Here is a 24,623-nt window from a genome sequence, read left to right on the forward strand (position 1 = left end):
GCGCATGCAGGCGCTCGCTGCCGGACTGCCGCTCGCGGCGATCCTCGCCCTGATGCTCGGCCTGCGCTGGTCGGCCGCCAAGGCCGGCGGCGTGGGCCTCGCCCTCGCCCTCGTGGTCTCGGTCTTCGCCTTCGGCTTCGGCGAGGCGGTGCTGCCGGAGCTCGGCACGGCGCGGGCGGTGGGCTTCTCCTTCGCCGAGGCCGCCTTCACGGCGGCGACGATCCTGTGGATCATCTTCCCGGCGCTGTGCCTCTACGAGGCGCAGCAGCGCTCGGGCGCCTTCGCCACGATCCGCGGCGCGCTGGCGCGCATCTCCGACGATCCGCGCACGCTCGCGCTGCTCGTCGCCTTCTTCTTCGCGCTGTTCATGGAGGGCGCGGCCGGCTTCGGGACGCCGGTGGCGCTCGCCGCCCCGCTCCTGGTCTCGCTCGGCTTCACACCGCTGAAGGCCGTGGCGCTGGCGCTGATCGGCCACGCGGCCGGCGTCTCGTTCGGCGCCGTGGGCACGCCCGTCATCGCCCAGGCGGAGATCACCGGCGCCGACCCCGGCGCCATCGCGACGCAGACCGCGCTCATGCACGCGATCAGCGGGATCGTGCTCGTCCTCTTCGTGGTGAAGCTCGCCGCCGACGGCCCGCTGCGGCGGGTCGACTACGCGCTGGCGACGCTGGCGGCGGCCTGCTTCTTCGTCCCCTTCCTCGCCCTCGCCGTCCTGGTGGGCCCCGAGGTGCCGACGCTCGGCGGCGCGCTGATCGGCCTCCTCGCCTTCGCGCCGCTGGCCCGGCGGCTCGCGCCGCGATCCGAGGCCGGCGCGGAGGCGCTCGACGTCCGAAAGCTCACCCGCGCCGTCCTGCCCTATGCGCTCCTGCTCGCGCTCATCCTCGCCACCCGCCTGATCCCGCCGCTGCAGGAGGCGTTGCGCGCCGTCGACCTCGCCTGGACGCTGCCGGGCCCCTTCGCCGGCCGCTTCGAGCCGCTCTATCACCCGGGCACGCTGCTGATGATCGGCTTCGTCGGCGGGGTTCTGGCGCAGGGCGGGCGCGCGGGCGATCTCCTCGCCGCCATGGCGGCGGCGGCGCGGCGGCTCGTCCCCGTGGTCGTCGCGCTGCTCGCCATGCTCGCCATCTCGCGGATCATGGTCCATGCCGGCATGATCGCGGCGCTGGCGGAGGCGGCGGCCGGCATCGGCCCGCTCTGGCCGCTGGCGGCGCCGGCGGTGGGCGTGCTCGGCACCTTCGTCACCGGCTCGGCGACGGCGTCGAACATCCTGCTCAGCGAATTCCAGGCGGCGACCGCACAAGCCCTCGCGCTGCCGGCGACCCCGCTGCTGGCCGCCCAGAGCTTCGGCGCGGCGGTCGGCAACATCGTCTGTCCGCACAACATCATCGCCGGCGGCGCGACGGTCGGCCTCGCCGGCCGGGAAGGCCCCGCGATGCGGCTCACCGCGACGGCATGCGTGGCCTACGCGCTGGCGGGAGGATTGCTGGCGCTGGCCTTCGCGGGGTGATCGCTCACCCCCCGTTCGCCCTCCGGAACGCCGCGTCCGGGTGCTCCGCCAGGAAGTGCCGCAGCGCGCCCGTCAACTGCCGGGCGTGGTCGAAATCGCGGCGGCGGACGGCGGCGCGGATGTCGTCCATCATCATGTCGCGGATCTTCTCCGGCCCGTGCGCCTCGTGGACGAGATAGGCGCCCAACGTGGCCGCCACCATCTCCGGCACGTGCTCGTGCTCGGCAATGGCGGCGATCTCGTCCTCGGTGAGGTCGGACAGGCCGATGGCGTCGATCAGGCTGATCATGGCGTGGTCTCCTCGGGGGCGCGTCTTGCGACGTCGTTGGCGAGAAGACTAGCGCATGCGCGGCCCGCACGCATTGACCGGCCGCAAAGCCGGCGAAGGACCGGGCCTCAGAAGGCGACGGCGCGGGCCCGCTTCACCTGCGGGATCGCCTCGATCTTCGCGAGCAGCTCGTCCGAGGGCTTCTGGTCCACGGAGACGAAGCAGATCGCGTCGCCCCCGGGTGCGTCGCGGCCGAGCGAGAAGGTCGCGATGTTCACCCCCGCCTCGCCGAGCGCCATGCCGAAGGCGCCGATGAAGCCGGGCTCGTCGGCGTTGCGCACGTAGATCATGTAGGGCGCGAACTCGGCGTCCACGTCGATGTCGCGGATCTCGACCACCCGCGGCTTGCCGTCGTGGAAGACGGTGCCGGAGGCGTAGCGCGGCATGTCCTCGGCGTCGACGGTGATGCGCACCAGGCTCTCGTAGTCGCGCTGCGGGTTCTCGCGCGTCATCTCCTCGACGACGATGCCGCGCTCGCGCGCCACGATCGGCGCCGAGACCATGTTGACGTCCTGCAGCATGGGCTTGAGCGCCCCGCTCACCGCCGCGGCGGTGAGCGCGCGGGTGTTCATGCCCGCGACCGCGCCCTCGTACTCGATGCGCACGCCCTTGATCGGCGCCTCGGTGAGCTGGCCGAGGAACGCGCCGAGCTTCTCGGCGAGCGCCACGAAGGGCTTGAGGCGCGGCGCCTCCTCGGCCGAGATCGAGGGGAAGTTCACCGCGTTCTCGACGCCGCCGGTGAGCAGGTAGGTCGACATCTGCTCGGCCACCTGCAGCGCCACGTTCTCCTGCGCCTCGCTGGTGGAGGCGCCCAGATGCGGCGTGCACACGACGTTCGGGTGCCCGAAGAGCGGGTTCTCGGTCGCCGGCTCCTCGGCGAAGACGTCGAAGGCCGCGCCGGCGACGTGGCCCTCGTCGAGGAGCTCGCGCAGCGCCGCCTCGTCGACGAGCCCGCCGCGGGCGCAGTTGACGATGCGCACGCCCGGCTTCGTCCGCGCCAGCGCCTCGCGGGAGAGCACGTTGCGGGTCTTGTCGGTGAGCGGCACGTGCAGCGTGATGATGTCGGCGCGGCGCAGGAGCTCGTCGAGCTCCACCTTCTCCACGCCGAGCTCCAGCGCCCGCTCGGGCGACAGGAACGGGTCGTAGGCGACCACCCGCATGCGCAGGCCGATGGCGCGATCGGCGACGATCGAGCCGATATTGCCGCAGCCGATCACGCCGAGCACCTTGGAGGTGATCTCGACGCCCATGAAGCGGTTCTTCTCCCACTTGCCGCCTTGCGTGGAGGCGTCGGCCTGCGGGATCTGGCGGGCGAGCGCGAACATCATGGCGATGGCGTGCTCGGCGGTGGTGATCGAGTTGCCGAAAGGCGTGTTCATCACGATGACGCCCCGCGCCGTGGCGGCGGGGATGTCGACGTTGTCGACGCCGATGCCGGCGCGGCCGATCACCTTGAGGCGGCTCGCGCGCTCGAGGAGCTTCGGCGTGACCTTGGTGGCCGAGCGGATGGCGAGGCCGTCGTACTCGCCGATGATCTCGGCGAGGCGCTCCTTGTCCTTGCCGAGGGTGGGCTGGAAATCGACGGCGACGCCGCGATCCTGGAAGATCTTCACGGCGGCGGGGGAGAGGGCGTCGGAAACGAGAACGCGCGGGGCGGACGAGGACGCGGGCATGGGTCTGCGCTCCTGCGGAAAGGACGTCTGTCGAGATGCGGGTGCGGCGGCGAAGCCTTGCCTTCCCTGAAAGGGAAGGTGGCTCGCCGCGAAGCGGCGAGACGGATGGGGCGCGCCGCAGGCGCGATCCGCGACGCGGAGGCGTCGGACGGGCCCCACCCCTGGTTCGCTGCGCGAACCGTCCCCTCCCCTACCTGAAGGGAGGGAGAGAGGATCACGCGGCGAGCGCCGCCTTCTCCTCGGCGAAGGCCCAGTCGAGCCAGGCGGTCAGCGCCTCGAGATCGGCGCGCTCGACCGTGGCGCCGCACCAGATGCGCAGGCCCGGGGGCGCGTCGCGATAGGCGCCGATGTCGTAGGCGACGCCCTCCTTCTCGAGCCGCGAGGCGATCCCCTTGGCGAGCTTCGCCACGGCCTCCTCGCCTTCGGCGACCACCTCCGGATCGACGATCTCGAGGCAGACGCTGGTGTTCGAGGCGGTGGCCGGGTCCTCGGCGAGGTTGGCGATCCAGTCGGTGCGCGCCACCCAGTCGAGGATCGCGCCGGCATTGGCGTCGGCCCGCGCGATCAGCGCGTCGAGGCCGCCGAGGCCGTGCGCCCAGCGCAGCGCGTCGAGATAATCCTCGACCGCGAGCATGGAGGGCGTGTTGATCGTCTCGCCCTTGAAGATCCCCTCGATCAGCTTGCCGCCCTTGGTCAGGCGGAAGATCTTCGGCAGGGGGCGCGGCGGCGTGAAGCTCTCGAGGAGCGCCACCGCGCGGGGCGAGAGGATCAGCATGCCGTGGGCGGCCTCTCCGCCGAGCACCTTCTGCCAGGAGAAGGTGACGACGTCGAGCTTGTCCCAGTCGAGGGCTTGCGCGAAGGCCGCCGAGGTCGCGTCGCAGATCACGACGCCCTCGCGCTCGGCCGGGATCCAGTCGGCGTTCGGCACGCGCACGCCCGAGGTCGTGCCGTTCCAGGTGAAGACGACGTCGCGGGTCGCCGCGTCGACCTGGCCGAGATCGGGCAGGCGGCCGTAATCGGCGGTGATGACGCGCGCGTCCTCGAGCTTCAGCTGCTTCACCGCGTCGGTGACCCAGCCCTCGCCGAAGCTCTCCCAGGCGAGCATGTCGACGCCGCGGGCGCCGAGCATGGTCCACATGGCCATCTCGACGGCGCCGGTGTCCGAGGCGGGCACGATGCCGATGCGGTAATCGTCGGGGACCTGCAGCACCGCGCGGGTGAGGTCGATCGCCTCGGCGAGCTTCGCCTTGCCGACCTTGGCGCGGTGGGAGCGGCCGAGGGCCGCGTCGTCGAGGGCCTGGAGCGTCCAGCCGGGGCGCTTGGCGCAGGGTCCGGACGAGAAGAAAGGCGCGCGCGGACGCGCGTCGGGTGCGGGTTTCGTCATGTCGGTCCATCCTTCCAGATGGGCGCCTCTCGGTGGGGAGAGGTGTCCCGCCGCCGTGTATGCGCCACGGCGGACGGACCGTCAAGCGAAGTGTTGCAATCAGAACTTTACGCCGGCGGCGCCGCGCACGGTGTTGAGGACGACGTCGGCGCCGGCGACGTCCGGGAAGTAGAGGTATTGCCACTCGCCGCGCAGGAAGACGTTCTCGGTGAGCGCGACATCGACGCCCGCACCGGCCGAGAGGCCGAAGGCGATGCCGCTGTCGCTCTCGGAGAGGGTGGCCAGGGGCGGATCGAGGGGCGGCAGCGTACCGGAGGGATCGACGTAGGACGTGTCCACGGTCGCCCGGCTGGCGACCTCGTACTGCGCCACGGCGAACCCGCCCGTGACGAAGGGAAGGAAGGCGCCGAGCGTGTAGCCGGCCCGCGCGCGCAGGGTCGCCCAGTTCTCGATCTCCGCCGTGACGGAGCCCGTCGTGATGGCGGTGGCGAAATAGCCGTCCGACAGGAGTCGGCTGCGGCCGAGCGCGTCCGAGCCCGTGCCGCCGAGACGCCCCAGGGTCATGTCCGCCTCGACGCCCAGGACCGTCTCGCCGAACTGGAAATTATAGCCGGCGAGAAAGCCGTAGGTCGTGTCCCGCTGGTCCGGTATCTGCGGCTGGAGGAAGCGCGAGACCTGCATCTCGGCCTCGATCGTCGTCCCCCGCAGGTGGCGGGCGATCAGATCGCCGACCGAGCCGGAGCCGGTCATCTGCCCGCTCGTATAGCCCGCGGTGCCGGCGAAGTAGCCGCCCTGCCAGCGTACGACCGGCTCCAGCCCGAAGGCGCCGTAGGAGCCGCGGAGCGGCCCGAGGTCGAGATCCGCGGCGCCGGCCGTCGTCGGCCCGAGGGCGAGAAGAGCGAGTGTCGCGGCGGAAGCGGCGCGCATGGGCAGTCTCCTGCGGCGGGCGGGTTCGGGCCCGGGATCGTGAGACATCGTGATTCGGTAACCTTAATATCGGGTTGCCGCTCTCGCGCGCCGCTCAGAAGGAGCGCGACAGCGGCGCCGGCGCGAAGGCGGGCTCGTCCGCGAAGGTCCAGCGCAGCCCGATGCGCGCCTCGTGCGCGGATATGCGGTCCGTCTCGACATGCGCGCCGGAGGACGCGCCGGTGGCGGCCTCGCCGAGGTCGACGTAGCGATAGCCGATATCGAGGCTCAGGCTCCGGCCGGCATCCACGGAGACGCCCGCCATCAGCGCCCAGGCGAAGGAGCCGGTCGTCTCGTCCGGGAAGGGTGCGATCATCGCCAGCGGCGTGCCGCCCACGGTGCACGGGGCGCCGCAGCCCGAGAGCGCGTATCCCGACAGCGTGTTCCAGGCATAGCCGGCGCCGGCGCCCACATAGGGCGTGAAGCCGTGCCAGGTGCCGAGGTCCAGATAGGCGTTGGCGAGGACGGCGGTCGACGAGAGGTCGGCTCGGGCGAGCGCGCCGGCTGCCGGCGCGCCCGACAGGAGCGTGGCCTGCGTCTCGAAGCGGTGGTCGGCGGTGACGTCGACTCGCAGCCACGAGTTGAAACGGTAGCCGGCGCCGAGGCCCACCACGGCCGCGTCGTCGAGCCGCTCGCCCGAAAGCGCGGCCGCGACGCCGCCGGCGCGCAGCGTCGCCTCGGGGTCTCGATAGGCCGTGTAGCCGATGTCGCCGCGCAGGTACCAGCCCGCGCCGACCGGCGCGGAGGAAACCGGCTCGGCGATCGCCGGCAGCGGCGGCAGAGCCGCATCGGCGGCGAGGGCGGGAGCCGCACCCGCCGAGACGAGCGCGGCGGGCAGGGCGGCGGCGAGGAAGCGTTTCATGAGAGCCCCGTCGCCTCAGAAGCTGCGGCTTATCGGGCCGCCGTAGACCGGCGCCGGGCCCTGCAGGTTCCAGCGCATGCCGACCTTCACGTCGTGCGAGGTGAGATCGTGGAAGGTGGTCTTGTCGGGCTGGCCAGTGCCGCAGCAATAGGGACGCAGGTCGCCGGCTTCGCCGTCGCCCATGCTGAGATAGCGATAGGCGACCTCGAGCGACAGGCGCTCGGAAGCCTCGTAACCGAGACCCGCATAGAGAGCCCACGCGAAGTTCGTGCGCGCGCCGTCGTCGGCGTAGAACACGGATCCGCCCGGCGCATGGATGTTGACGTCGCGGAGATCGTCGATCTGAACATGCGCGAAGCCGGCGCCGGCACCGACGAACGGCGTGACGCCATACCAGGTCCCGAGGTCGAGATACAGGTTGAGCAGACCGACATATTCGGTCTTGTTGGCGGTCCAGATGTTCGTAGAGTCGAAATCGCCATCGTTCCCGATGTCGACCCTGTCCAAGCCGGAGAAGCTCGACGGGGCGCGATACTCGCCGGTGACGTCGACACGCAGCCAGTTGTTGAACCGATAACCGACGCCGACACCGACGAAGCCGGCGCTGTCGAAGCTCTGATCCAGGAACTCGACCGAGTTGCCCGGCGTCGGCAGGACACTGTTCGTGATCTTGTCGACTTGCTGGCTGGAGACGCCGATGTCGCCGCGGAGATACCAGCCGCCGAAGGCCTCGACGGCGACGGGAGGCGGCGGCTCGGGCAGGAGCGGAAGGTCCGCGGCCGACGCGGCCGTGGTGAAGACAACGCCCGCGGCGACGAATGCGGCGCAGGCGATGGCCGGCTTGACGTAGTTCATCTCGATCTGTCCCCGTTCTCGTCGCCACGGGCGCGAAACCCGCGGCTTTGCACGGAACGGGACTGTTGCAGATCTTCCTTAAGCGGGACTTAACCTTAAGAGTTAGGGTTAAAGCCGTCCCGGCGACCGCCCGCGCGCATCACGCGGCCGAGCGGGTCACCGCGTCGGCGATCTCGTCCACGACCTCCACCACGAGTTCGCGATCGTCGCCCTCCCCCATCACCCGGATCACGGGCTCGGTGCCCGAGGCGCGCACGACGAGACGGCCGGACGCGCCGAGGCGCTCGCGCGCCGCCTCGATGATCGTCGTCACGGCCTCGCTCTCCAGCGGCCGGCCGGAGCGGTAGCGCACGTTCTTGAGCACCTGCGGCAGCGGCTCGAAGCAATGGCAGACCTCGGAGACCGGGCGCTCCGAGCGCTTCACCACGGTGAGCAGCTGGAGCGCCGCGACGAGCCCGTCGCCGGTGGTCGCGAAATCGGAGAGGATCACGTGCCCCGATTGCTCGCCGCCGAGGTTGTAGCCGCCCTCGCGCATGCGCTCGAGCACGTAGCGATCGCCCACCGCCGTGCGCTCGAGCGTGAGGCCCAGCCCGTCGAGATAGCGCTCGAGGCCGAGATTCGACATCACGGTGGCGACGATGCCCGGCTGCGTCAGGCGGCCGTCGTCGCGCCAGCTCTTGGCGATCGCCGCCATCAGCTGGTCGCCGTCGACGAGGCGGCCCTTCTCGTCGACGATGATGACGCGGTCGGCGTCGCCGTCGAGCGCGATGCCGATGTCGGCACGCAGCTCCCTGACCTTGGCGATCAGCGCCTCGGGCGCGGTGGAGCCGACCTCGCGGTTGATGTTGAATCCGTTCGGCTCGACGCCGATGGCAATCACCTCGGCGCCGAGCTCCCAGAGCGCTTCGGGCGCGACGCGGTAGGCGGCGCCGTTGGCGCAGTCGAGCACGACGCGCAGGCCCTCGAAATCCAGCAGCCGCGGCAGGGTGCGCTTGGCGAACTCGATGTAGCGCGCATGCACGCCCTCCACGCGCTTGGCGCGCCCGAGCCCGGAGGCCGGCGCGAGGCGGCGCGACAGGTCGCCGTCGATCAGGGCCTCGATGTCCCGCTCGACGTCGTCGGAGAGCTTGTAGCCGTCCGGGCCGAACAGCTTGATTCCGTTGTCCTCGAACGGGTTGTGCGAGGCGGAGATCATCACGCCGAGATCCGCGCGCATGGAGCGCGTGAGCATGGCCACGGCGGGCGTCGGCATCGGGCCCAGCAGCAGCGTGTCCATCCCCACCGAGGTGAAGCCCGCGACCAGCGCGTTCTCGATCATGTAGCCGGACAGGCGCGTGTCCTTGCCGATGACGACCCGGTGGCGGTGGTCGCCGCGGCGGAAGGCGAGCCCGGCGGCCTGGCCGACGCGAAGCGCGAGCTCGGGGGTGATGGTGGCGTTGGCGCGGCCGCGAATGCCGTCGGTGCCGAAATGCTTGCGCAAGGGATGTGCTCCGAAAGAACGAAGTCGCGTGCGGCGCCGTGCGCCGCGTCGATGTTCCACAACACCGAAGCTCCGCACAGCGTCAAGCAGAGCGTGCCACGAGCACCCTTCACATTCGGTAAGCGTTTGTAACGTCGGGAGCTTCGCCCTTTCAGGCGGCCCGCGCCAGGCTCTCGAACAGGCCGCGCCCGTCCGTCCCGCCGACGAGGTCGTCGACCAGGTTCTCCGGGTGGGGCATCATGCCGAGCACGCGCCCGTTCTCCGAGAGGATGCCCGCGATCGAATTGACCGAGCCGTTGACGTTGGCGTCCACCGTCACGGCGCCCGCGGCGTCGCAATAGCGGAAGGCGACGCGCTCCTCGCCCTCGAGCCGCGCCAGCGTCTGCGCGTCGGCGACATAGTTGCCCTCGCCGTGGGCGATGCAGACGTCGATCGCCTGGCCCTCGCGGTAGGCGGCGGTGAAGGGCGTGTCCGTGCGCTCGACCCGCAGGTGCTGGCGATGGCAGAGGAAGCGCAGGTTGGCGTTGCGCATCAGCACGCCGGGCAGGAGGCCCGATTCGCACAGGATCTGGAAGCCGTTGCAGATGCCGAGCACGAGCCCGCCGCGCTCGGCGTGCCGGCGCACGGCGTCCATGGCGGGCGCCCGCCCGGCGATGGCGCCGCAGCGCAGGTAGTCGCCGTAGGAGAAGCCGCCGGGCAGCACCGCGAGATCGACGTCCGCGGGCAGCTCCGGCTCGGCGTGCCAGACCCGCACGGTCTCGGCGCCCGCGCCCTTCAGCGCGCGCTCGACGTCGGTGTCGCGGTTGGAGCCGGGGAAGACGACGATCGCGGCGCGCATCAGACGAGCTCGACCCGGTAGTTCTCGATGACGGTGTTGGCCAAGAGCTTCTCGCAGGCCCGATCGAGCGCCGCCTTGGCGGCGGCCGCGTCGGCGGCGTCGATCTCGATGTCGAAGACCTTGCCCTGGCGCACGGAGCGCACGCCCTCGACGCCGAGCGAGCCGAGCGCGCCCTCGATGGCCTTCCCCTGCGGGTCGAGCACGCCGCTCTTGAGCGTGACGGTGACGCGGGCCTTCATCATTGCACGGGTCCTGATCCTGCGGTCTGCCGCCATCCGCTTAAAGCGCCGGGGCGCGCGGGGCAAGCGCGGGATGGCCGCGGGCCGCGATCCGGACGGCGTGCGGCGCATCCTTCACGCCGCCGCCCGACTGCGCCGCCTGTCAACCCGCTGTCACAGCGCCTCCGCCGCGACCTGCCGTACAGCGGCCTCCACCGCCGCCTCGTCGTCGCCGACCACGAGGGCGAGGCGCAGCTCCCCGCCCTGATCGCGCGCCAGCGTCGCGCCGTAGGCGGCGCGGGGCGTGGGCCCGCCCTCGCCGGCGAGCGTCACCACGAAGCCCGCGAGGCCGCCCGCGCGGATCGGCCGCGTCGCGGCGCGCGTGGTCACGGCCCGGCGGGCCTCGTTCTCGTCCTCGCGATCGCGCGTCTCGAGATAGGCGACGAGCCGGCGCGGGTCGGCCAGCACCGCACGGGCCTCGTCCGCCGCCTCGCCGCGCAGGTTCAGGACGGAGACCATCAGCCGATCGGGGCAATCGTCCACGAGGCAGGCGGCGACGCCCTCCGGGCGCCCGCGCTCGTCCGCCGCCCAGTCCTGCACCGGCAGGACGAGCCAGCTCTCGTCGGCGGGAAGGCTCGCCACGAGACGAGGCGAGGAGAAGCAGCCGGCGAGCGCGCCCGCGCCGAGGAGAAGGGCGAGGACGGCGGCGATTCGGCGGGCTCTTCGGCGCAGGCTCATGGCGCGCGACGAAAGCACGGCCGGACCCGCGCCGCTAGAGGCGGCGTCGCCGCTCCCGCGCGCGGCGCCGGCCCCGCGCCGCGCAAACAGGCGGATTTCCCGCGCGGCTCGTGTATGATGTCCGTACGGAAGACGGTGCGGACCAACGCGATGCTCGGCATTCGGCTGCTCGGCGATCTCGAGGTGGCGCGCGACGGCGCGCCGGTGGCGCTGCCGCAATCGCGCAAGACGCGCGCGCTGCTCGCCTATCTCGTCGCGACCGAGCGGGCGCATCAGCGCGAGCGCCTGTGCGAGATCTTCTGGGACGTGCCCGACGATCCCCGCGGCGCGCTGCGCTGGAGCCTGTCCAAGATCCGCCAGATCCTCGGCCCAGAGGCCGGCGCGCTCAAGGCCGACCGCAACGCGGTCTCGATCATGCCCGAGGGGCTGACGATCGACTACGCGTCCGTGCGGGCGCTCGCCCGCGACGATCTCGCCGCGGCGGATCTCGACGCGCTGGAGTCGGCCGCGGAGGCCTTCCGCGGCCCCTTCCTCGCCGACCTCGCCCTGCCGCGCTGCCCCGACTACGAGGCCTGGCGTACGGCGCTCGCCGACGAATGCGCGGTGCTCCGCGTGCGGCTGCTGCGGGCGCTCGTCGACCGCCTCGCCGACGCGCCCGAGCGGGCGCTCGCCCACGCCCACGCCTTGCAGACCCTGCTGCCGGAGGACGCCGCCCTCGCCGCGCAGGCCGAGCGGCTCGCCGAGGCCGCGCGCGCCCGGGCCGCCCGCCCGCCCGCCGTCGCACCCGCTCCGGCACACGACCTGCCGCCCGCCCCCGAGCCGAGGCCCGAGCCCGAGCCCGAGCCGAGGCCCGATCCCCCGCCGCCGGCCGTCTCGCCGCCGCCCGCCGTTCCCGGCGCAGGCGCCCGCGCCGTGGCCACCGTGCTCGCGGCGGAGATCGTCAGCCCCGTGGCGGCCTTCGACGCGATCGATCCCGAGCTCGTCGAGCGCGAGCTCGCCCCGCTGCGCCAGGCGGTGCGCACCGCGGTCGAACGTGCCGGCGGCGCCGTCGTCGCCGAGGACGTCTCGGAGCTCGTGGCGATCTTCGGCGCGCCGCAGGCCTGCGAGGATCACGCGGTGCGCGCCTGCGCGGCGGCGCTCGCCATGCACGCGGCGGTGCAGTCCCTGTCGCAGGGCGCGGCGCGCCTGCGCGCGGGGCTCGATACGGGCGAGGTGGTGATCCGGGCCGGCCGTCCCGGCGGCCCCCCGGAGGCGCTCGGCGCGCCCGTTCGGGTCGCCAAGCTGCTGATGCGCGCGCTGCGCCGCGGCCTGCCCGCGGCGAGCGCCCGGGTGCGCGATCTCGTCGGTCCGCGCATGCGCCTCGCTCCCCTCGGGCGCGCCGAGCTCCCCGGCCTGCCGCGCGACGAGCCCGCCTTCGCGCTCGAGGGCGAGAACCGGGCGCTCAGCCGTTGGGCGCTCCGGGCCGAGCAGGGCCTCTCCGCCTTCGTCGGACGGGAGGTGGAAGTAATGATCCTCGAGCGCGCCGCCGCGCGGGCCCGGGCCGGCGCGGGACGGACGATCGGGGTCGTCGGCGGGCCCGGGCTCGGCAAGTCGCGGCTGACGCACGAGTTCCTCGATAGGGCCGCGGCGTCGGGCATGGCGACCTGGGAGAGCGCCGCCGTCGAGTTCGAGGCGCTCACGCCCTATCGGGTGGTCAAGAAGCTGCTCGTCTCCTGGCTCGGACTCGACGAGGGCGCGGATCCGGCCGCGATGGCGGGGGCGGTGCGCGAGCGGCTGGAGGCGCTCGGCGCCGATGCCGGCCTCGTCGAGCCGCTGCTCTTCCTGCTGGATCTGCCGCAGGCCGGGAGCTGGTCCGCTCTCGAGCCCTACGAGCGGGCCGTGCGGCTGCGCGAGAGCGTGCGCGCCCTCGTCGCGCTCGAGAGCCGCACCCGCCCGCTCGTGCTCCTGGTGGAGGACCTGCACTGGATCGACCGGGAGAGCGAGGCCGTGCTCGCGGGCCTCGCCGATGCGATCTTCGCGCAGCCCGTCCTCCTCGTCCTGACCTACCGGCCCGACTACGCCAACGCCGCGAGCCCGGGCGCGGCCACCCAGGTCGCGCTCGGCGCGCTCGATCCGTTCGAGACCGACGCGCTGCTCGAGCACCTGCTCGGGCCGGACGCGAGCCTCGATCCGATCAAGACCCTCCTGCGCGCCCGCACCGAAGGCGTGCCGCTCTTCCTCGAGGAGATGGTGGCGGCGCTCGCGGCCTCCGGCCGCATCGTCGGCGGCCCGGGCCGGTATCGCTGCACCCAGCCGCCGGAGGCGCTCACCGCGCCCTCCACGATCCGCGCCGCCATCGCCGCGCGCATCGACCGGCTCGATCCGGAAGCGCGCGGCGTGCTCCAGCTCGCCGCGGTGATCGGCCGCGAGGTGCCGGCGCGGCTCCTGGAGCGGCTCGCCGGCGCGACCGGCGCGGCCCTGCCGGAGGCCGTCGCGCGGCTGCGGGCGGGCGACTTCGTCTACGAGCAGCAGGCCTTCCCGAGCGTGGTCTACGCCTTCAAGCACGCGCTGATCCACGAGGTCGCCTATTCCTCGCTCCTCGTCGAGGCGCGCAAGGCGCTGCACGCCTGCGTGCTCAACGCGATGGAGGCCGAGCCCTCGCGGCGCGACGACGAGATCGAGGCGCGTGCCGAGCACGCCCTGCGCGCCGAGGCCTGGGAGGCGGCCTCCCGCCTGTGCGTCGAGGCGGCGGACCGCGCCGTCGACCGTTCCGCCTACGCGGCGGCCGTGCGCTTCCTCGACGGCGCGGCGCTGGCGCTCGACGCGTTGCCGCGGACGCCCGAGCGCCTCGCGCTGGCGGTGGACGTGCGCGCGCGCATGCGCCCGGCCTACGAAGGCGCGGGCGCCTACGAGGCGGTGTTCGCCCGGCTGGACGAGGCCCGCGGCCTCGCCGCGGCGCTGGGGGACGTCGAGCGCGAGCTGCGGGTCATGCTGCACCAGAGCTTTCTCGCCAGCACGCACGACCGCGTCGACGAGGCGATCCGGCACGCCGACGCGCTGGAGGATCTGGCGCGGCGTCACGACCAGCCGCGCTACGTTGCGGAAGCCGCGCTCGCGGCGGCGCAGGCGCTCGCCCTGCGCGCCGAGGTCCGGGAGATCGTGCACCGGCTCGAGCCGCATCGGGACGCCTACGGCGGCCCTTGGCGGCTCGATCGCTTCGGCATGTTCGGCACGCGCGCGGTGTTCTTCTTCGGCCACCTGAGCCTCGCCTACGCCTTCCTCGGCCGGTTTCCCGAGGCGCGCGCGGCGTCGGACGAGGCGCGCCGTGCGGCGGAGGAGTCCCGCCGGCCGGTCGATCGCTACGCCGCCCTCTTCTACGGCTGCCATGCGCGGCTTCTCGCCGGGCCCGACCCGGCGCTCGTCGCCGAGCTCGAAAGCGTCGCCGACGAATGCCGGCGGCGGGTGCCCTCGCCGTTCTATCCGGCGCTCCTCGCCCGGCTGGCCCAGGCGCAGATGGCCGCGGGCCGGCTCGCGGCGGCCGCGGGAACGCTCGAGGCGCTCGCCGAAGCGGCCGGCCGGTTCGGTACGGGGCAGTTCGGTCTCCAGGGCGAGGCGATCGGCGCGGCTCTCGCCGGCCTGCGTGGGGCGCCCGACGCCGCCGCGCGCCTCCGGGCGGCGCTGGAGGCCGTGCGCGCCGGGCAGGATCCGTGGATGGAGGCGCTCGTCCTGCGCGCCGTCGCGCGGCTCGGCGGGCCGGGTGCGCTCGCCGCGGCGCGCGAGGCGCTCGCCTTGTCCGAGCGCAAGGGGCTCGTTGTCGAGGCCGCGCACAGCCACGTCCTGATCGCCCGCCTCGCCCGCGCCGACGATCCGGCCGCGGCCGACGCCTCCGAGGCCGCGGCCGCGCGGCTCTTCGCCGAGACGGGGCTCGACCGGAACGCCTTCTACGGCTCCTGAACGACGACGGCCTTGTAGGCCTGGTAGCGCGCCAGCACCCGCGCGATCTCCTCCGGCGAAAGCTCGCCTTCGGCGAGGGTGGCGCGCAGGGCGTCGAGCATGGCGGCGAAATCGCGCTCCGCGATGCCGAGACCGGCATGCACGTCGGCCAGCAGCCGCTCGTCGTAGCCCGCCGGGCCGCCCATCAGGGCGGAGAGGAACTTCGCATGATGGTCGACGAGCCGGCGCATGTCCGTCTCGGCGAAGAAGCCGTGCAGCCGGTCGTCGACCAGGACGCGGTCGTAGAGCGCCATCACCAGGCGCGAGACGCCCGGTGCGCCGCCGCACCGCTCGAACAGGGTTTCAGGCATGGCCTGGAGGGCCTCCCTCGTCCGCTCCCGGGCGTGTCCGCACCCTGGGAGATTACGCGCCTTCCGGCGCGAGCGCAAAGCGCGGAGCGCGTCGGTCAGCGGCGGATGCCGTCGGGATCTCCGCCGGTGACGCGGAAGGGAATGTCCCCGCGGGTGAGGCCGATATCGGCGAGCATGCCGTCGTTCATCGCCTCGAGCGCGGCGCGCGCCTCGGCGATGCGCCGCCGGCGCGCCGCCGCCGCGGCGGCGCGGCGGATCCACGAGGCAAGCGCGTGCAGCACGCGCGTCGCGAGCGCGGTGGACGCGGGGGCCGGCCCTGCGGCGGGGATGTGGGGCATGTCGACCATGGTTCGTCTCCGGTGTCTCGGTTGCGAGGCCCGGAGCCTCCCGCGGGGGGATGTGCGCGCCCGTTGGAACGGGCGTCGGAAACGCCCGCTCGGGCGGATCGCGCCGTTTCCACGCTCGCTCACACCGCCGCTCCCACACGGCCGCACGACACGGGGTCCGCGCCTCGAGACGGGGCGCGTCTCTCTCTCAAGAAGGGAACGGACCCATGAGCACGCCGAGACGCACCGACGCCGCCACGTTCGGCATCGACTTCGTCAACCCGTCCACGCGCTGGGCGGACATCGTCGCCGGCCCACCGGCCGCGGCCTCGATCGCCCACGTGCGCAAGATCCTCGGCTTCGCCGAGGCCCGCCGCGCCACGGCGCGGGCGGCGCGCGCCGAGACGGTCGCGGCGCCCGCCCTGCCCCGCGCGGCGTGATCGCGCCACGGCCGGGATGCGCCGTCCCGCGCGGGCTTGTATCATGCGAGGCGGAGGCGCTCATGACCCATGCTCCGCTCGAGACCCGCCTGCCGGATACCGGCCCCCTCCGCGAGACCGTGCTACGCCTCGCGGAGGCGGGTGCGCGCGTCGCCGATCTCGTCGCGCGCGGCCCGCTCGCGGGGGATCTCGACGCGGCCGTCGGCGATTCCGGCGCGCACGAGGCGGGGGACGCGCAGAAGCATCTCGACCTCGTCGCCGACAGGCTGTTCCACGAGGCGCTCGCCGGCGCGCCGGTCGCCTGGCTCGCCTCGGAGGAGCGCGCCGAGGTCGAGGCGCTCGCGCCCGGCGCGCCGCTCGCCGTCGCGCTCGATCCGCTGGACGGCTCGTCCAACATCGCGGTCAACGCCCCGCTCGGCGCGATCTTCTCGATCTTGCCGGCGATCGACGATCCGCTGGCGAGCTTCCTGCGCCCCGGCGCGGCGCAGGTCGCCGCCGGCTTCCTCGTCTTCGGCCCGACGACCGCGCTCGTGCTGACGCTCGGCGCGGGCGTCGATCGCTTCGTCCTCGACCGCGAGGCGGGCCGCTTCCGCCTCGCGCAGGCGGGGGTGCGCATCCCGACGCAGACGCGCGAATTCGCGATCAACGCCTCGAACCGCCGGCACTGGGCGCCCGGCCTGCGCGCCTTCTTCGACGATTGCCTGCTCGGCCGCGAAGGGGCGCTCGGCGCCGACCAGAACATGCGCTGGATCGCCTCGCTGGTCGCCGAGGCCTACCGCATCCTCGTGCGCGGCGGCGTCTTCCTCTACCCCGCCGACGCGCGGCGCGGCTACGAGGCGGGGCGGCTGCGGCGGCTCTACGAGGCGAGCCCGATGGCGTTCGTCGTCGAGCAGGCCGGCGGGCGCGCGACCGACGATCGCGGCGCGCGCATCCTGGACCAGGCCCCGGCGAGCCTCCACCAGCGCACGCCGCTCGTGTTCGGCTCCGCCGACATGGTCGGCATGGTCGCGCGCTACGTCGCGAGGGCGTGAGCCGCCGGCCTCACGCGGCGCGCAGCGTCTCGAGGAAGGCGTCCATCTCCCGGCGCAGCGTGCGCGCCTGCTCCGCCAGCGAGCCCGAGGCCGAGCGCAGCTCGCCCGCCTTGTCGTTGGTGAGCGCCGCCGCGTCGGCGACATGGGAGACGTTGGCGGTGATGCCCGCCGCCCCGTCGGCCGCCTGCGAGACCGAGCGGGCGATCTCCTCGGTGGCGGCGCGCTGCTGCTCGACCGTCGCGGCGACCGCGGTGGAGATGCCGCTGATCTCGCGGATCGTGCGGGTGATGCCCTCGATGGCGGCCACAACCTCGTCCGAGGCGCCCTGCACGGCCCCGATCTGGCTCGAGATCTCCTCGGTCGCCTTGGCCGTCTGAGAGGCCAGCGTCTTCACCTCCGCGGCGACGACGGCGAAGCCCTTGCCGGCCTCGCCCGCGCGGGCCGCCTCGATGGTGGCGTTGAGCGCGAGCAGGTTGGTCTGGGCGGCGATGGCGTTGATCAGGTCGACGACGTCGCCGATGCGGCTCGTCGCCTCGCCGAGCGCCCGCACCTTGCCGCCCACCGCGCCCGCCTCGGTCACGGCGGAGCCCGCGATCTCGGAGGCCTGCGAGACGCGCCCGCCGATTTCCTGGATGGACAGGCTCAGCTCCTCGCTCGCGGCGGCGACGGTCTGGACGTCGGCGCCGGCCCGCGCGGAGGCCTCGCCCGCCTCGCGACCGCGCTGCGTCGTCGTGGCCGAGAGCTCCACCAGCGCCCGCGACGAGCCGTCGATCTGCGCGGCGGCGCTGGAGAGCGCGGCGACGACCCCGTCGATCGAGCTTTCCAGCGCGTCGGCCATGGCGGCCATGGCGCGGCGGCGCTCGGCGGCGCCCTCTTCGCGCATCGTCTCCTCGCGGCGACGGCGCTCCTGCTCCTCGGCGAGCCGGGCCTGCATCGCGGCTTCCGCCGCGGCGGCCTCCTTGCGGGCGATCCGGCGCATCAGCTGGAAGACGAGGGCGATGGTGACGAGCCCGATCGCGCCGATGACCACGACCAGGATGCCGATCGACGAGGTCTTCGTCGCGGCCATGGTCTCGGCCGATTTCGCCACGTCCCAGGTCACCGCCGCGTCGAAGGCGGCGGCGCCTTCCGGGTCGACGACCGACAGCGTCGCGCCGGCGGGGATCGCGCCTTCCGGGAGCGTGTAGTTCTCGGGATCGGCGAGGACGCGCCCGTCCGCCGCCGAGAGGAAGGCGACGTCCATGCCGAGCCGTGCGTCGGCCGCGCGCAGCGCGTGCAGCGGATCGGCGTGAATCGCGAGATAGCCGGCGAGGCGCAGCCCGCCGACGGGGACGACCACCGTCATCCGTGGCGCGCCGTCGGAAATCCACTTGTGCGTGAGCGCCTGCAGCCGCTCCGCGCCCTCGCGGGCGGCGAGGAGCGCCGGCAGGCCCGGCGGCGGGGCGAGCCCGGCCTCGGTGTGGAGCTTCGCCAGCACCGCGGCGTCCGTGCCGTAGAGCGTGAGGCCGGAGACGGCCACCGCGCCGGAGGTGATGGCGTTGCGCCGCAGCAGATCCGGCAGCAGCGCCTCCACCGCCGGGGCGTCGCGCGCCCCGACGGCGCTGCGCAGGGCGCCTTCCTGCGCCATCGCGCCGGCGAGGGAAGCGACCTCGCCGGCATAGTCGCCCCAGGCCACGTCCGCGACGTAGCGGTTGAGCACGGAGCCGACCTGCACCGAGTTCGCCTCGTGAACGGCGGCCTCGTAGCGTTGGGTGACCAGGGTCATCACGCCGATGGCGGCCACGCAGTTCAGGATGGCGGCGACGACGAGGATCGCGAGGAGCTTTCGATGCTCTGTCATGGTCTCACGCTTGTCGGCTCGGGGGAAGGGAGAGGGGGAAGGCGCCGGGCGCGCCTCACCGGGTGACGAGGGGCAGGCCCTTCTCGCGCCACTCCTCCATGCCGAGCGCGTAGTAGTGGACGTTCGAGTAGCCGTAGCCGACGGCCTTGATCACGGCGGCGGCGGCGCGGCCGCAGGCGAGGCCGTTGCAGTAGAACAGGACCGGCGCGTCCTTGGCCGCGACGTGGGCCGCGAGGTCGGCCTCGCCCTCGATGTCGGTATCGATCAGGCGCACGGCGCCCTCGATGTGGCCGGCGGCGTAGTCCGCCTCCTTGCGATTGTCGAGGATGACGAGATCCGGGGTCGACTGGACCAGCGCGATCACGCCCTCGGCGTCGACGGTCGTGGCGCCCTCGATCTCGAGCGGGGCGAGATCGGCCTGGGCGGCGGTGGAGAGGCCGAGAGCGACCAGCATCCCGGCGGCGGCGACGATGAACTTACGCATGGTCAACTTCCTCCTGTTTTCCGTGTGACGCGGCAACACAGGAACGAAGTTCGACACAGGAGTCTTGAAGATCGGTTTAGATCGATTTTAGATTGTTTCGACACGAACGAGCCGGGCGTCGCGCCGGCCTCGGCGCGCCCGTCCGACGCCAAGCGGCGGCGCCGGGTCGAAGCCGAGGAGAACGGCCCCGGTCGCGATGGGCCCTCGAGCGGACGCGCGCCTCAATAGGCCCGCGCGACGCAGAACTCGACCGCGTCGAGCAGCGCCCGCTTCATCGGCCCGTCCGGGTAGATGCCCAGCGCATCCCGCGCCATCGCCCCGTAATGGCGGGCGCGGGCGACCGTGTCCTCGAGCGCCTTGTTCCGGCGCATGATGGAGAGCGCCTCCTCGAGGTCGCGCTCCGCGATCTCGCCGCGCTCCAGCGTGCGGCGGAAGAAGGCGCGGTCGGCATCGGTGCCGCGGCGCACGGAGAGAACCACGGGCAGCGTGATCTTGCCCTCGCGGAAATCGTCGCCCACGTTCTTGCCGAGCTTCGCCGCCGCACCGCCGTAGTCGAGCGCGTCGTCGACCAGCTGGAAGGCGACGCCGAGATTCATGCCGTAGGAGCGGCAGGCCTCGGCCTCGCTCTTCGGGCGCTCGGCGATGACCGGGCCGACCTCGCAGGCGGCGCCGAAGAGCTCGGCGGTCTTGGCGCGGATGATGGCGAGGTAGTTGTCCTCGGTGGTCTCGATGTTCTTCGCCGCGGCGAGCTGCATCACCTCGCCCTCGGCGATGATGGCGGCGGCGTCGGAGAGAATCTCGAGCGCGCGCAGCGAGCCGACCTCCACCATCATGCGGAAGGCCTGGCCCAGCAGGAAGTCGCCGACGAGCACGCTCGCCTCGTTGCCCCACTTGACCCGCGCGGCGATCTTGCCGCGGCGCATGTCGCTCTCGTCCACGACGTCGTCGTGGAGGAGCGTCGCCGTGTGCATGAACTCGACGGAGGCCGCGAGCTTGACGTGGCCGTCGCCGCGGTAGCCGGAGAGCTGGCCGGCGGCGAGGGTGAGCATGGGGCGCAGGCGCTTGCCGCCCGACGAGATCAGATGATTGGCGACCTCGGGGATCATCGTCACGTCCGAGCCCGTCCGCGAGAGAATCATCTCGTTGACGCGGCCCATGTCGGCCGCCACCAGCGACACCAGAGCCTCGATGCCCGGCTCGGCGGCTCTCTCCTCGAAGGGAACGACGACTCCCACGCGCTCGACCTCTTTTTCCTGACGCGGCCCCCGCCGCGGATGGACGGCAAGGTCGCACGGGCTATGCTGTGGCGCAACGCGCGGGGTTGACGCAAGAGGGAAACGAGCGGCGCATGGTCGAATTGATCCGAACGAACGACGTGGTGCTGATCGGCTACGCCGAGTCGCTGCTGCGGGAGGCGGGCTTCAACATCTTCGTCGCCGACAATCACACGAGCGTGATGGAAGGCTCGATCGGCGTGATCCAGCGCCGGATCCTGGTCGTCGACGACGAGGCGGACGCGGCGCGCCGCTTCCTCGAGGAGGCCGGTCTCGGCGCCGAGCTGCGCGATGGCGCCTGAGCCGGACGAGGGCGGCCTCACGCGCGACACGCTGCTCGACGGGCGCGTCGCGCTCTGGCAGCGCAGGGGCGGCCACCGTGCCGGCACCGACGCCGTGCTCCTCGCCGCCGCGACGACGCTCGCGCCGGGGGAGCTCCTGGTCGATGCGGGCGCGGGGACGGGGGCGGTGGGTCTGATGGCGGGGGTCCGCGCGCCCGAGGCGCGGATCGTGCTCGTCGAGCGCGACCCGGCGCTCGCGGCGCTCGGCGTGCGCAATCTCGCGCAGAACGGGATGTCCGGCCGCGGGATCTCGGTCTGCGCCGATCTCCTCGCTGGGCTCCCGCTCGCGCCGGCGCGCGCCGACGCGGTGGCGACGAACCCGCCCTATTTCGAGCCGGGCGAGGCGCCCCGCTCGCCGGACGCCGCCCGCGCCGCGGCGCACGCGCTGGCGGAGGGCTCGCTCGCCGCCTGGATCGAGGCCTGCGCCCGCCTGCTGCGGCCGCGCGGGCGGCTGTCGCTGATCCAGCGCGCCGACAAGCTTCCCGCCTGCCTCGCCGCGCTCGAGCGCCGCTTCGGCGCGATCCGCGTCACCCCGGTGCGTCCGCGCGCCGACAGGGACGCGACGCGGATCGTGATTCACGCCGTGAAGGACGCCCGCACGCCGCTCTCGATCGCGCCGGCCTTCGTGCTGCACGAGGCGGACGGGCGGTTCACGGCGCGCGCCGATCGCGCGCACCGCGAGGGCGTCTGGGATCAGCGCACCTCGGAGAGGAGCGGCGACCAGGTCGGATCGGAGGCGTAGCCCGGCGTCGGGATCGGCACCTCGACCCGGCCGGTGATGTCGACCATGTAGAGCTGCCCGCCCGACTGGCCGCCGGGATCGCGGAAGAAGACGATGTACTGCCCGTTCGGCGCCCAGGCCGGGCTCTCGTTGTGGAAGCCCTCGGTGAGGATGCGCTCGCCCGAGCCGTCCGGCCGCATCACGCCGATGGCGAAGCGCCCGCCCTGCATCTTGGTGAAGGCGATCCAGTCCCCCCGCGGCGACCAGACCGGCTGCGAATACGAGCCCTGCCCGAAGGAGATGCGCTGCACGTTCGAGCCGTCGGAATTCATCGTGTAGAGCTGCTGCGAGCCGCCGCGGTCGCTCTCGAACACGATCCGCGAGCCGTCCGGCGAGAAGGACGGCGAGGTGTCGATCGCCACCGTCGAGGTCAGTCGCGTCATCGTGCGCGAGACGAGGTCGATGAGATAGAGGTTGGCGTTGCCGCCCTGCTGCAGCGTCATGACGATGGAGCGGCCGTTGGGCGAGAAGCGGGGGGAGGACGTCATGTCGGGGAAGTTGCCCACCGCCTGGCGCGCGCCGGTCTCGAGGTTGAGCACCTGCACCCGCGGCTGCTCGCCGGAGACCTGCGCCATGAAGGCGATCTCCTGGGCCCGCGGCGAGAAGCGCGGCGTCACCACCGAATTGTCGCCCGGAGTCAGGTAACGCACGTTGGCGCCGTCCTGGTCCATGATGGCGAGGCGCTTGAGGCGGTTCTCCTTCGGCCCGGTCTCGTCGACGAAGACGATGCGCGTGTCGAAGAAGCCCGCGAGCCCCGTGATGCGGGTGAAGATCGCGTCCGAGATGATGTGCCCGACCCGGCGCCAATTGTTCGGGTCGGTGAAGAATTGCTGGCCGGTGATCTGCTGGCCGGTCTGCACGTCCCAGAGCCGGAACTCGGTGCGCAGCCGGCCCTGGCCGTCGCGGGTGACGCGGCCGGTGACGAGGCCCTGCACGCCGGCCTGGCGCCACAGGTCGAATTGCGGCGCGGCGTCGAAGGCGGGCGTGCGCTCGGGGAAGCGGCCCTGGTCGAGCGGCGCGAAATAGCCCGACCGGTTCAGGTTCGAGGCGACGATGCTCGAGATCTGGGGCCCGAGATTGCCCTCGCCGACGAACTCGGCGACGGCGATCGGCATCGGCTGGAACTGGCCGCCCTGGACGTCGACGACGAGCTCGGCGCGCGCAGGCGCGGGCGCGAGCCCCGGCGCGAGGGCGGCGACGCCGGCGGCGACGAGGCCGATCCGCAGGGCGTTCAGGACGAGGCGCATGGCAGGTTCCGGGTGTTCGGCGGCGGATGGCCGCGCACGGGTCGACAGCGGGAGCGAGGCGAAGGCGGACCCGCCGCCTCAGGAGTAGAGCGGATTGAAGTTCACCGTCAGGTTCCTCCAGTCCTGGTAATAGGGAGCGAATTGGGCCGGAATCTGGAGCGGCGCGCAGCTCCGCGCCGCGCGCAGCGCCGATTCGGCGATCGGCCCGAACAGCGGATCGGCCGAGGAATTGGTCAGCTCCGGCGAGCCCGCGAGGGTGCCGTCCTCGTTGAGCACGATCCGCACCACCGCGACCGGCGGAGCGTTCGCGGTCTGCGCGGCGAGCGGGATGTTCCAGCAGCGGTGCAGCTGCTGCTGGATCAGCCCGGCGAGCTGCGACATCAGGCTCGGGTTCAGCGTCGCGGCCCGGCCGGTCTCCGTCCCGAGCGAGGCCGTGCGATTGATCTCGGCGGCGGCCGCGCCGGTGGAGGCGGCCTCCTCGGTCGAGCGCAGGAGCGAGGCGATGTCGGACGGGTCGAAGCGCTCGGCCTCCTCGGCGACGCGGCTCGCGCGGGCCTCCTCGGCGCGCGCCGTGTCCGCCGCGCGGGCGGCCTCGGCGACGCGCCGGCGCTCGCGCTCCTCCACCTCGCGACGGCGCGTCTCGGCCTCCGCGACGCGCTGGCGCTCCGCGTCCGCGGCGGCGCGCTGCATGGCCTCGGCCTGCGCCTGCGCGCGCTGGGAGCGCGAGGGCGGCAGCGGAGCGGGCGGCGCGGGCGCGGCCTCGGCGACCTCCACCGGCACGACCGGCTCGGGGACCGGCTCGGGCGACGGCGCCGGCGGCGCGGGCGCCGCGATCGGCTCCGGAGCGGGCGGGACGGGCGCGGGCGCGGCGACCTCCGCCGGCTCTGGCGTCGGCAGCGGGGCGGGCGGCGGCGGGGGAGGCGGCGGCTCGGCCTCGGCCGGTGTCGGGCGATCCGCCACCTGCATGTCGGGCGTTCGCGTCGCCGGCGTCTGCGTATCGCGCTGGGCCTCGCCCGCCGGGCGAAGCTCCGGCGCCTCGGCCACGCGATCGGCCCGCGGGCGCGGCTCGGGGATCGGCGCCTCGGCCTCGATCTCGCCGCGCCTGATCTGCGAGAACTCGGTCTCCGTGATCATCTCGACCGGGATGCCCTCCTCCACCGGCGGCAGCGGCACGACCCCGGAGACGGCGACGAGGCCGCCGACGATCAGCGCGACATGGGCCACGCCCGAGAGGAGGAGGCCCGGCTCGCGAAAGGAGAAGAGGCCGCGCGCGCGCATGGAGCTCAGTTCTGGTCCGGGAGGGTGACGAGAGCGACGCGGCTGAAGCCGCCTTGCGTGACGAGCGCCATCACCTCGGCGACGCGGCCGTAATCCACGGCGCGGTCGCCGCGCACGAAGACGCGCGCCTCCGCGCCCTCCTCCGCCCGCGCCTCGATCGCCGCGACGATCTCCCCGTCGGCGAGCTCGGCATCCTCGAGGAAGACGCGGCCCTCGGCGTCGATCGACAGCGCGATGGGCTTGGCGTCGACGTTGAGCTGGCCGGCCTGCGCCTGCGGCAGGTCCAGCGGCACGCCCGCGGAGAGCAGCGGCGCCGACACCATGAAGACGATGAGGAGCACCAGCATGACGTCGATGAACGGCGTCATGTTGATCTCGTTGATGGCGCGCGCGCGCCCGCGGCGCCTGCGCCGTCCGCCGCCCGTTCCGGGTCCGCCGTGGGAGAACAT

The 24,623-nt window shown here is 73.3% G+C and carries 24 protein-coding genes; 6 read left to right on the forward strand and 18 right to left on the reverse strand.

The window, feature by feature from the left end:
- Positions 1 to 4: 4 nt before the first annotated feature.
- A complete protein-coding gene (locus ABL310_RS21385; RefSeq protein WP_349369017.1) occupies positions 5 to 1,507 on the forward strand; it encodes an L-lactate permease in 1,503 nt (500 codons plus the stop codon).
- 4 nt (positions 1,508 to 1,511) lie between these two features.
- Here ABL310_RS21385 and ABL310_RS21390 read toward each other — a convergent pair whose 3' ends face one another.
- From ABL310_RS21390 to ABL310_RS21435, 10 genes are all read right to left on the reverse strand, one after another.
- Positions 1,512 to 1,796 (reverse strand): hypothetical protein, encoded by a 285-nt coding sequence (locus ABL310_RS21390; RefSeq protein WP_349369018.1) that lies wholly within the window; start codon positions 1,794 to 1,796, stop codon positions 1,512 to 1,514.
- Between the two features lie 107 nt (positions 1,797 to 1,903).
- Positions 1,904 to 3,508 carry a phosphoglycerate dehydrogenase gene (serA, locus tag ABL310_RS21395; RefSeq protein WP_349369019.1) on the reverse strand — a complete coding sequence of 535 codons (1,605 nt, stop codon included), beginning with the start codon at positions 3,506 to 3,508 and terminating at the stop codon, positions 1,904 to 1,906.
- 214 nt (positions 3,509 to 3,722) lie between these two features.
- Positions 3,723 to 4,892, reverse strand: coding sequence for a phosphoserine transaminase (locus ABL310_RS21400; protein WP_349369020.1), 1,170 nt, complete (start codon positions 4,890 to 4,892; stop codon positions 3,723 to 3,725).
- Between the two features lie 99 nt (positions 4,893 to 4,991).
- Entirely contained in the window at positions 4,992 to 5,819 is an 828-nt protein-coding gene (locus tag ABL310_RS21405) for an outer membrane beta-barrel protein (RefSeq protein WP_349369021.1), read from the reverse strand.
- 94 nt (positions 5,820 to 5,913) lie between these two features.
- The gene (locus ABL310_RS21410; protein WP_349369022.1) at positions 5,914 to 6,720 is read right to left on the reverse strand and encodes an outer membrane beta-barrel protein; all 807 of its coding nucleotides are present in this window, start codon (positions 6,718 to 6,720) and stop codon (positions 5,914 to 5,916) included.
- A gap of 15 nt (positions 6,721 to 6,735) precedes the next feature.
- A complete protein-coding gene (locus ABL310_RS21415) occupies positions 6,736 to 7,575 on the reverse strand; it encodes an outer membrane beta-barrel protein (RefSeq protein ID WP_349369023.1) in 840 nt (279 codons plus the stop codon).
- Positions 7,576 to 7,714: 139 nt separating this feature from the next.
- Positions 7,715 to 9,055 carry a phosphoglucosamine mutase gene (gene glmM / locus ABL310_RS21420; RefSeq protein WP_349369024.1) on the reverse strand — a complete coding sequence of 447 codons (1,341 nt, stop codon included), beginning with the start codon at positions 9,053 to 9,055 and terminating at the stop codon, positions 7,715 to 7,717.
- A gap of 151 nt (positions 9,056 to 9,206) precedes the next feature.
- Positions 9,207 to 9,893, reverse strand: a complete 687-nt coding sequence (gene purQ, locus ABL310_RS21425; protein ID WP_349369025.1) for a phosphoribosylformylglycinamidine synthase subunit PurQ — start codon at positions 9,891 to 9,893, stop codon at positions 9,207 to 9,209.
- Positions 9,893 to 10,132, reverse strand: a complete 240-nt coding sequence (gene purS / locus ABL310_RS21430) for a phosphoribosylformylglycinamidine synthase subunit PurS (protein ID WP_349372102.1) — start codon at positions 10,130 to 10,132, stop codon at positions 9,893 to 9,895. The genes purQ and purS overlap by 1 nt, the downstream gene beginning before the upstream one ends.
- Before the next feature lie 153 nt (positions 10,133 to 10,285).
- The gene (locus tag ABL310_RS21435) at positions 10,286 to 10,849 is read right to left on the reverse strand and encodes a hypothetical protein (RefSeq protein WP_349369026.1); all 564 of its coding nucleotides are present in this window, start codon (positions 10,847 to 10,849) and stop codon (positions 10,286 to 10,288) included.
- Between the two features lie 117 nt (positions 10,850 to 10,966).
- Here ABL310_RS21435 and ABL310_RS21440 point away from each other — a divergent pair, with 117 nt between their 5' ends.
- Entirely contained in the window at positions 10,967 to 14,782 is a 3,816-nt protein-coding gene (locus ABL310_RS21440) for an AAA family ATPase (protein WP_349369027.1), read from the forward strand.
- Here the strand turns inward: ABL310_RS21440 and ABL310_RS21445 are convergent.
- Positions 14,770 to 15,132, reverse strand: a complete 363-nt coding sequence (locus ABL310_RS21445) for a group 1 truncated hemoglobin (RefSeq protein WP_349369028.1) — start codon at positions 15,130 to 15,132, stop codon at positions 14,770 to 14,772. The two genes, ABL310_RS21440 and ABL310_RS21445, sit on opposite strands and share 13 nt — an antisense overlap.
- Before the next feature lie 95 nt (positions 15,133 to 15,227).
- Positions 15,228 to 15,479, reverse strand: a complete 252-nt coding sequence (locus ABL310_RS21450) for a DUF1127 domain-containing protein (RefSeq protein ID WP_349369029.1) — start codon at positions 15,477 to 15,479, stop codon at positions 15,228 to 15,230.
- A gap of 206 nt (positions 15,480 to 15,685) precedes the next feature.
- Here ABL310_RS21450 and ABL310_RS21455 point away from each other — a divergent pair, with 206 nt between their 5' ends.
- Together ABL310_RS21455 and ABL310_RS21460 are read left to right on the forward strand one after the other, a co-directional pair.
- Complete coding sequence (locus ABL310_RS21455) at positions 15,686 to 15,898, forward strand: hypothetical protein (protein ID WP_349369030.1); 213 nt, start codon at positions 15,686 to 15,688, stop codon at positions 15,896 to 15,898.
- A gap of 62 nt (positions 15,899 to 15,960) precedes the next feature.
- The gene (locus ABL310_RS21460) at positions 15,961 to 16,929 is read left to right on the forward strand and encodes a class 1 fructose-bisphosphatase (RefSeq protein ID WP_349369031.1); all 969 of its coding nucleotides are present in this window, start codon (positions 15,961 to 15,963) and stop codon (positions 16,927 to 16,929) included.
- 10 nt (positions 16,930 to 16,939) lie between these two features.
- On the opposite strand, the gene ABL310_RS21465 is transcribed toward ABL310_RS21460, so the two are convergent.
- The 3 genes from ABL310_RS21465 to ABL310_RS21475 all read right to left on the reverse strand — a co-directional run bounded on the left by ABL310_RS21465 (position 16,940) and on the right by ABL310_RS21475 (position 20,488).
- The gene (locus tag ABL310_RS21465; protein WP_349369032.1) at positions 16,940 to 18,769 is read right to left on the reverse strand and encodes a methyl-accepting chemotaxis protein; all 1,830 of its coding nucleotides are present in this window, start codon (positions 18,767 to 18,769) and stop codon (positions 16,940 to 16,942) included.
- Between the two features lie 55 nt (positions 18,770 to 18,824).
- Positions 18,825 to 19,253 carry a rhodanese-like domain-containing protein gene (locus ABL310_RS21470; protein WP_349369033.1) on the reverse strand — a complete coding sequence of 143 codons (429 nt, stop codon included), beginning with the start codon at positions 19,251 to 19,253 and terminating at the stop codon, positions 18,825 to 18,827.
- A 221-nt stretch (positions 19,254 to 19,474) separates the two neighbouring features.
- Positions 19,475 to 20,488, reverse strand: a complete 1,014-nt coding sequence (locus tag ABL310_RS21475) for a polyprenyl synthetase family protein (protein ID WP_349369034.1) — start codon at positions 20,486 to 20,488, stop codon at positions 19,475 to 19,477.
- A 113-nt stretch (positions 20,489 to 20,601) separates the two neighbouring features.
- Between ABL310_RS21475 and ABL310_RS21480 the strand changes: the two genes are divergently transcribed.
- Positions 20,602 to 20,829 carry a DUF2007 domain-containing protein gene (locus ABL310_RS21480; protein ID WP_349369035.1) on the forward strand — a complete coding sequence of 76 codons (228 nt, stop codon included), beginning with the start codon at positions 20,602 to 20,604 and terminating at the stop codon, positions 20,827 to 20,829.
- Entirely contained in the window at positions 20,819 to 21,610 is a 792-nt protein-coding gene (locus tag ABL310_RS21485) for a methyltransferase (RefSeq protein WP_349369036.1), read from the forward strand. Before ABL310_RS21480 ends, ABL310_RS21485 begins: the two co-directional genes overlap by 11 nt.
- On the opposite strand, the gene tolB is transcribed toward ABL310_RS21485, so the two are convergent.
- The 3 genes from tolB to ABL310_RS21500 form a co-directional block, all read right to left on the reverse strand.
- Positions 21,562 to 22,896: a Tol-Pal system beta propeller repeat protein TolB gene (gene tolB, locus ABL310_RS21490; protein ID WP_349369037.1), complete on the reverse strand. Its 1,335-nt coding sequence runs from the start codon at positions 22,894 to 22,896 to the stop codon at positions 21,562 to 21,564. The two genes, ABL310_RS21485 and tolB, sit on opposite strands and share 49 nt — an antisense overlap.
- 78 nt (positions 22,897 to 22,974) lie before the next feature.
- The gene (gene tolA, locus ABL310_RS21495) at positions 22,975 to 24,174 is read right to left on the reverse strand and encodes a cell envelope integrity protein TolA (RefSeq protein WP_349369038.1); all 1,200 of its coding nucleotides are present in this window, start codon (positions 24,172 to 24,174) and stop codon (positions 22,975 to 22,977) included.
- Between the two features lie 5 nt (positions 24,175 to 24,179).
- Positions 24,180 to 24,623, reverse strand: coding sequence for a biopolymer transporter ExbD (locus tag ABL310_RS21500; RefSeq protein WP_349369039.1), 444 nt, complete (start codon positions 24,621 to 24,623; stop codon positions 24,180 to 24,182).

The organism is Salinarimonas sp., from assembly GCF_040111675.1.
Classification (GTDB): domain Bacteria; phylum Pseudomonadota; class Alphaproteobacteria; order Rhizobiales; family Beijerinckiaceae; genus Salinarimonas.

Coding starts and splice junctions, on each gene's coding strand:
- ABL310_RS21385 (WP_349369017.1), top strand. CDS start 5: ATGCAGGCGCTCGCTGCCGGACTGCCGCTCGCGGCGATCCTCGCCCTG.
- ABL310_RS21390 (WP_349369018.1), bottom strand. CDS start 1,796: ATGATCAGCCTGATCGACGCCATCGGCCTGTCCGACCTCACCGAGGAC.
- serA (WP_349369019.1), bottom strand. CDS start 3,508: ATGCCCGCGTCCTCGTCCGCCCCGCGCGTTCTCGTTTCCGACGCCCTC.
- ABL310_RS21400 (WP_349369020.1), bottom strand. CDS start 4,892: ATGACGAAACCCGCACCCGACGCGCGTCCGCGCGCGCCTTTCTTCTCG.
- ABL310_RS21405 (WP_349369021.1), bottom strand. CDS start 5,819: ATGCGCGCCGCTTCCGCCGCGACACTCGCTCTTCTCGCCCTCGGGCCG.
- ABL310_RS21410 (WP_349369022.1), bottom strand. CDS start 6,720: ATGAAACGCTTCCTCGCCGCCGCCCTGCCCGCCGCGCTCGTCTCGGCG.
- ABL310_RS21415 (WP_349369023.1), bottom strand. CDS start 7,575: ATGAACTACGTCAAGCCGGCCATCGCCTGCGCCGCATTCGTCGCCGCG.
- purQ (WP_349369025.1), bottom strand. CDS start 9,893: ATGCGCGCCGCGATCGTCGTCTTCCCCGGCTCCAACCGCGACACCGAC.
- purS (WP_349372102.1), bottom strand. CDS start 10,132: ATGAAGGCCCGCGTCACCGTCACGCTCAAGAGCGGCGTGCTCGACCCG.
- ABL310_RS21435 (WP_349369026.1), bottom strand. CDS start 10,849: ATGAGCCTGCGCCGAAGAGCCCGCCGAATCGCCGCCGTCCTCGCCCTT.
- ABL310_RS21440 (WP_349369027.1), top strand. CDS start 10,967: ATGTCCGTACGGAAGACGGTGCGGACCAACGCGATGCTCGGCATTCGG.
- ABL310_RS21445 (WP_349369028.1), bottom strand. CDS start 15,132: ATGCCTGAAACCCTGTTCGAGCGGTGCGGCGGCGCACCGGGCGTCTCG.
- ABL310_RS21450 (WP_349369029.1), bottom strand. CDS start 15,479: ATGGTCGACATGCCCCACATCCCCGCCGCAGGGCCGGCCCCCGCGTCC.
- ABL310_RS21455 (WP_349369030.1), top strand. CDS start 15,686: ATGAGCACGCCGAGACGCACCGACGCCGCCACGTTCGGCATCGACTTC.
- ABL310_RS21460 (WP_349369031.1), top strand. CDS start 15,961: ATGACCCATGCTCCGCTCGAGACCCGCCTGCCGGATACCGGCCCCCTC.
- ABL310_RS21465 (WP_349369032.1), bottom strand. CDS start 18,769: ATGACAGAGCATCGAAAGCTCCTCGCGATCCTCGTCGTCGCCGCCATC.
- ABL310_RS21470 (WP_349369033.1), bottom strand. CDS start 19,253: ATGCGTAAGTTCATCGTCGCCGCCGCCGGGATGCTGGTCGCTCTCGGC.
- ABL310_RS21480 (WP_349369035.1), top strand. CDS start 20,602: ATGGTCGAATTGATCCGAACGAACGACGTGGTGCTGATCGGCTACGCC.
- ABL310_RS21485 (WP_349369036.1), top strand. CDS start 20,819: ATGGCGCCTGAGCCGGACGAGGGCGGCCTCACGCGCGACACGCTGCTC.
- tolB (WP_349369037.1), bottom strand. CDS start 22,896: ATGCGCCTCGTCCTGAACGCCCTGCGGATCGGCCTCGTCGCCGCCGGC.
- tolA (WP_349369038.1), bottom strand. CDS start 24,174: ATGCGCGCGCGCGGCCTCTTCTCCTTTCGCGAGCCGGGCCTCCTCCTC.
- ABL310_RS21500 (WP_349369039.1), bottom strand. CDS start 24,623: ATGTTCTCCCACGGCGGACCCGGAACGGGCGGCGGACGGCGCAGGCGC.